This window comes from Asanoa siamensis (assembly GCF_016862555.1).
GTDB lineage: Bacteria > Actinomycetota > Actinomycetes > Mycobacteriales > Micromonosporaceae > Asanoa > Asanoa siamensis.
The window spans coordinates 1-6,138 of the sequence record NZ_BONE01000161.1 but is presented as its reverse complement, the minus strand read 5'-3'; the positions used below and the strand labels follow the sequence as shown (position 1 = coordinate 6,138).

At 70.0% G+C, this 6,138-nt stretch carries 5 protein-coding genes; all 5 read left to right on the top strand.

Going from position 1 to position 6,138, the window contains the following annotated elements; genetic code table 11:
• Positions 1-87 precede the first annotated feature (87 nt).
• Positions 88-1,548 (top strand): hypothetical protein, encoded by a 1,461-nt coding sequence (locus tag Asi02nite_RS40645; RefSeq protein WP_203719383.1) that lies wholly within the window; start codon positions 88-90, stop codon positions 1,546-1,548.
• Positions 1,545-3,671 carry a hypothetical protein gene (locus Asi02nite_RS40640; RefSeq protein WP_203719382.1) on the top strand — a complete coding sequence of 709 codons (2,127 nt, stop codon included), beginning with the start codon at positions 1,545-1,547 and terminating at the stop codon, positions 3,669-3,671. The genes Asi02nite_RS40645 and Asi02nite_RS40640 overlap by 4 nt, the downstream gene beginning before the upstream one ends.
• A complete protein-coding gene (locus Asi02nite_RS40635) occupies positions 3,668-4,009 on the top strand; it encodes a hypothetical protein (RefSeq protein WP_203719381.1) in 342 nt (113 codons plus the stop codon). The genes Asi02nite_RS40640 and Asi02nite_RS40635 overlap by 4 nt, the downstream gene beginning before the upstream one ends.
• Positions 4,006-5,307, top strand: a complete 1,302-nt coding sequence (locus Asi02nite_RS40630; protein WP_203719380.1) for a CHAT domain-containing protein — start codon at positions 4,006-4,008, stop codon at positions 5,305-5,307. Before Asi02nite_RS40635 ends, Asi02nite_RS40630 begins: the two co-directional genes overlap by 4 nt.
• A 197-nt stretch (positions 5,308-5,504) precedes the next feature.
• On the top strand, positions 5,505-6,138 hold a 634-nt coding region (locus Asi02nite_RS40625), incomplete at its 3' end, for a LacI family DNA-binding transcriptional regulator (protein WP_239127711.1).

Genomic DNA, 6,138 nt, shown 5'->3' with positions numbered 1-6,138 from the left:
GCACCTAGGCCCAGACGGAGGTGGATGGACGTGTCGATGCTTGGCCCGCTGAGGGCGCGCGGAGATGACACGCTGTATGCCCGCGCGATGCCGGAGAAGGTGGAGCTCGTCGAGAGCTACGCCGTGGAGCAGGAGATTTCCCGCAATCCCCGCACCGACCAGGTCGGCGACGGCACCGGGCGGATCGAGATCACCGTCCCCTACGACGGAAGCCGGTTCTTCACGCGTCAGGCGGTGGCTGACGTGGAGCGGGTGCTGGACCGCAGAGGCGCGGGGGAGCACCGGGCGACGATCGGCCACCTGCTGCTCGCCGACCACACCAACACCAACGGGCTGCGCGGCATCACCCGCCACCACGGCCAGGCCGGCGTCATCCCGATCAGCGTGCCGGTGGCCAGGAACGACGGCAGCCTCGACCTGACCGGCGACCGGCAGGCCTGCGTGATCGCCTACGACTACCAGCCGGACAACCCGCAGGTGTACCCGGTGCAACTCGAAGTGTCGCTGGACGACCCGGACAGCCTCACCGACGCGGTCGCGGGTGTGCGGTCGCTGATGGAGCGGGGCCGGGAGAACCCCCAGTGGCTCATCGACCGGCTCCGGCAGGAGGCGAGCTTCACCAGCAAGCTGCTCTTCACGTTCGCGGTCAATCTCTCACTGCCGGTGAAGGAGGGCTTCTACGGGAACCTCGCACCGGTCGTCAAAGAGATGTCGATCGAGTGGCCGACCCTGACGTCGATGCAGAGCACGGAGTTGTACGTCGAGCAGCTTCCGCGGGCGCACGAGCCGCGGACGCGGCGTGCGCCGGTGCGGTACAACCCCGAGAAGAGCTGCCTGGAGTGGGCCGACGTGCCGACGTGGGAGAACCTCAGTGATGCGCCGAAGCGGGGGCACGCCGGGACTCGGATCTTCCACAGCGCGGTGTGCGTGCTCGCGATCGGCCACCCCGGCGAGCTGTTCGACCAGGACCAACTCGAGGTCAGCGCGCGGGTGGAGATTCCGGGTTACCTGCTATCGGGGCTCGAGGCGCGTTCCTACGACGCGACCGGTCGGCCGCAGCACAGGCAACCGGAGCACATGACGACGCTGAACATCCGCACGACGGTCTACCCGGGCGACATCTTCGCCGGACGGACGTTCTCGCCGTACCAGCAGTTCGTCTTCGACAACATCAAACCTGAGGACGCGCGGATCGACGACATCGTCACCGCGCTGCGCAACGCGCGGTTCACCGTGGAGCAGCCGCGGCAGCGGACGCCACGGGATCCGATCTCGCCGATGTGGCTGGTGCTGGCCCATCGCAGCCAGGGACCGGACGATCTGGACCTGTTGGTCGCGGTCGAAGGCACGCGATCCGTCCTGGGCCGCAAGCAGCTCACGGACGTCAACACCGAGATCAGCAGCGAATCCGACAGCGGCCAACTCAAGGTGTCGGTGCTCGGCACGCTGCCTCGCGACCATCGCGAGCTCACCCGGGAGATGAACGCGTTCCAGCAGAAGCTGCGGGAACGTTTCCGCTACTTCCAGAGCCAAGGCGGTGCCGCATGACCGAGATCATGGTGAACCGGGCGCCGCGCGTGCGCTGCTACGAGTGCGGCTCGGAGAAGATCTTCTCGGTCTGCCACCACTGCCAGCGGCCGATGTGCGAGCAGCACAGCCCGCTCGTCTTCCGCCAGGGCGGCGCCCGTGTCCCGGTTCCGAGCGGAGAGATCGACGAGGCGAGGCCGGTCAGCCAGGAGTTCGCCGGGTTGCGGCTGGGCGGCCTGCGCGAGGCGGTCTACCACTGCACCGACCACGATCACCTGGTCCGCGGCTTCCCGTTGCGCTGGATCGCGGGCGGAGCGGGCAGCTTCGCGCTCGGTTTTCTCCTCCTCTTCGCCTCCGTCGGCACCGGCCTCGTGCTCATGGTGATCGGCGCGGCCGTGGGAGGCGGCGCGCTGGCCCTCCATCGGTACCTGGCCAGCCGCTCCAGCCGGCCACCCTTGCCGCTGGTGCCGCAGGTGAACGCGATCGACATGCGCGAACGGCTCGTCGGGTACGTCCGGCTGGAGCATGGCGACTACACGAGCACCGTGGACTCACTCGCCGGTGAGCTGAAGGTGAACCTGTCCGCCAACGACGGCTACCCGCTGCTGCGCGCGTACCGGAAGAAATTCGCCGTGCCGCAGTCCGAGGCGGTGCCGTTCTCCGCCGGATATCTGCTGGTGCGCGGCGACGCCGGCTTCGCCTTCCGGGCCGGACAGGTGCCGGTGCTGCCCGGTGGGACCGGTGTCGCCCTCGGAGGCGACTCCGCGGACGCGCACGAGCTGTTCCCCGACGACCCCGAGTTGTCACAGCGCGAGGCCAATCTCGTCATCGGCTACGAGGTGCAGGACGACCGTCGTCCGCGCGCGATTCCCCTCTGGATCGTCCCCTCGCTGGTGCCGTCCTCGGACCGGCGGAGCCTCGAGATCGACCTGCACTGGAACGACCTCGGGCCGGAGGACCACCCTCTCGGTCTCGAGATGTTCGACCTCGTCGCACTGGAGGTGCCGGCGAGCTGGGGCAGCGTGGAGAGTTCCGCCCCCGGCCGGGTCGAGGTCGGGCTGTCCGCGGGCCGGCGCACCATACGGTGGAAGCAGCTTCGGCCCGATGCGCGGGGCGCCCGGAGCCTCACCCTGAAGCTGCGCTTCGAGCGGCCCATCACCGAGGTCCCCGCATCGGCGGACGGCACCCGCACCAGGCTCACGCTCGCCGGGACCGTCGAGGCGACCTTCGATGGACTTCTGTCCGGTGTGAACGGAGTCGGCGTCTTCCTACCCGGCGGTGGGGCGGGCCAGCAGCCGCGGACCACGACACGGACGAAGGTGGCCGTAGGTTTTGACATCGAGCTGCGCTCCATCCGTTATCAGGACGAGCGTGTGGTGCCGGACAAGCACGAGGCGGACGACACCGCGCATGGCCGTGATCGGGCCGAGGAGTTCCGCGGGATCGTCCCGGACCATCACATCGTCGCGGAGCTGACCGACGCGATCAGCGCGGACGGCTACTACGTGAAGCGGGTCGTCGAGCATCAGCCCTACCGCGACCCGGGCCGGCCCCTGGTGCTCAAACGGGTGTGGGACATCGCGGGGCGCCTGTATGTCGGGCTGTTCCCGATGGACTTCAACATCAGCCTGCGCGGTGAGAGCGTCACGGGCGCGGCCGACTCCGGCGTGACGGCCGCGCACGTGACGGTCAAGGGTGTGTACGCCCGCGGCACCCTCGTCGATCGGAACAGCTCGGTGGCGGACGAGCCGGCCACGATCGAGGCGGATCGCCAGGGCGACGAGTTGCTGCGCCGGATCGAGGACACCTGGACCGGCCTGCACGAACGGATCATCGAGGTGTTGTCCGCGCACGCCGGACAGGCCGGGCAGGGGCGGTCGCTCATCAGCCAGCGTGTCGTGGACGGCGAGGTGATCGACCCGGAGACGCACCGACCGCCCGACGCCCTGCCGGCGAAGCCGTTCGTCATGCCGGCGCCACGCGTGCCCGGGCGCAACGGGTCCGCGGATCGGCTGGCGGAGCTGCGGCGGGAGCGGGAGGACGCGGACGAGGCGGTGATCGCGGGTCGGATCTCGACCGAGATCTACGCTCGGAAGGTCACCCGGATCGAGGCGGAACTCGACGAGCTGGGGGAGACGTCATGAACGTCAACTGCGGTATCAACGGTGAGTCCCGGCACGTGAACCAGATCTTCCTGTGCCACCACTGCGGTATGCCGGTGTGCGACGAACACGGCTGGGTGGTCGCGGTCGACGACGCGTTCGCCGCCAACTCGGAGTCGTCGTCGGCGCTGCCCGCCCAGGCGATCGCCGCCCGGTTCACCCTCCGGACCGCCGAGAGCGCACCGCGGCCGGCGATGCATTGCCGCGACTGCGTCGAGCGGTTCCACAAGGGGGCACAGAGGCGCCATGGCTGGGCCGACCCTGGTCCGGCCGCGGCCGCGGCGGCGGCCGCGCGGCCCGGTCTGGCCCGCCCGCGATGATCGAAGCGTCCGTCTCGACCGGCGACCTGGTGGTCGGCCGGCCGACGCCAGTGACGATCCGGTTCGTCAACAGCGGCCAGGGCACATGCTTCAACCTCGGGCTCCGGCTGCGCCTGCCCGCCGGCCTCGTGCTCGTCAAGGGGTCAGCCGAGGTGGACGTCTCGACGCTGCCCGCCGGGCGCGCGCACCCCCACACGATCCTCGTCGAGGCCCGCCGGCCCGGCCAGTTCGCGTTGACCAGCAGCACGTTCTCGTACCGGGACGAGAACGACCGGCCGGTCCGGGTGACCGACTTCCGGGTCGGCCTGGTCGCGCGGGCCGCGCCGCCGGCGGTGCGGATCAAGCAGCCCACCGGGCGCCTGCGGGTCGAGTGCGAGACCGGCCAACTCCACCTCGGGGCCTGGGACATGATGCGCGTCCTGGTCTCGAACACCACCGGCGTCCCGCTGGAGGAGGTCAGCGTGGCGGTCGCGGGCCCGTTCGGCACCGACGGCAAGCGCAGCCGGATCGAGAGTCTCGCCGACGGCAGCACGGCGCGCTGCACCTTCTCCGTGAAGGCCGACGAAGGCGGCCAGCACGTGCCCGTCACAGTGCACACCACCTACCGCTACCGCGACCTCGATGGCGGGTCCGCCACCGGTACGCAGCGGGACGACGTCAAGATCGCCGTGCGCGCTGTCGCACCCCACCGCGATCCGTCGTCCGACGAGCAGGTCCTGCTCTACCTGGCCGCGAGCCCGCGCGACCTGCCGCCGCTCCGCTCGGACCTGGAGATGCGCAAGGTCAAGGAGCGGCTGCAACTCAGTCGGGCGCGCGAGCGGTTCCGCATCGAGTGGTGCCCCGCCGCGCGCTTCGACGACCTCAGCCAGGCCTTGATCGACTATGAGCCGCACGTGGTCCACTTCGCCGGCCACGGCGACGTACACGGCAACCTGTGCGTCGAGGACGACGCCGGCCTGCGCGACCTGATCACCCCGGCCGGCCTGGGCGATCTGTTCGCCCAGCATCAGGCCACGATCGGCTGCGTGGTCGTCAACGCCTGTCACTCGACCGACCTCGCCAAGATCCTTTCCGAGCGGGTCGGCTACGCGGTCGGCATGCGCACCCAGATCGGCGACGAGGCGGCGATCCAGTTCAGCGTCGGCTTCTACCAGGGTCGGTTCGCTGGCATGGAGGTGCCGGACGCCTTCCTCCGGGGCTGCACCTACATCCGCTCCCGAGTGGCCCTCGAGCAGCAGCACCTCACCCCCTTGCTGTTCCACTACGGGCGACTCGTGTTCCCGGACCAGGCTGGCTGACACACCGCGGCCGAACCTTCCGCGCTTTCCGTGACGGCCCGAGCACGGAAAGTCGCGGTTGACTTCTGTTCGACATCGGCTATTGACGGGGCCGTAACGCATGTCCTACGTTCCTGTCGAACCGGTTAGTCGAAACGCTTCGACAAACGGCCGGGAGCGGTTCCACTGCTGACCAAAGGGGGTGCGCGGTGGCTACGATGCATGACGTCGCGCGCCTTGCGCGGGTCTCCGTCAGCACGGTTTCTTATGTGCTCACCGGCGCGCGACCGATCTCCCAGGCCACCCGTGACAAGGTCCTCGCGGCCATGGCCGAGCTCGACTACCAGCCCAACGCCATGGCGCGCGGCCTGGCCACCCGGCGCAGCCGGATAGTCGGTCTCCTGATGCCCATCGACGAACGCGGTCTCGGTGCCACCGAGACCGCGTTCGTGACCGGTGCGGCGGCCGCGGCCAGCGCGGCCGGCTACCACCTGGTGCTCTCGCCGGTCGGCGCCGGCGACATCGACGACCTGCGCCGGCTCGCCAGCCAGCGGATGATCGACGGCGTCGTGCTGATGGAGGTGCAGGTCGAGGACGGCCGGGTCGCCGCCCTGCAGGACGCCGGCGTGCCGCTCGTGCTGATCGGGCGGACCGCCGACCCCTCCGGCCTCTCCTACGTCGACATCGACTTCGACCAGACGGTCCGTGACGCGGTCGCGCACCTGGTCGAGCTGGGCCACCGCCGGATCGTCTACGTCAACCACTCCTCCGCCGCGATCGCGGAAGGCTACGGGCCGGCCGTGCGTACCCGGGACTCCTTCACCGCGGCCATGGTCGGGCACGGCCTCGAAC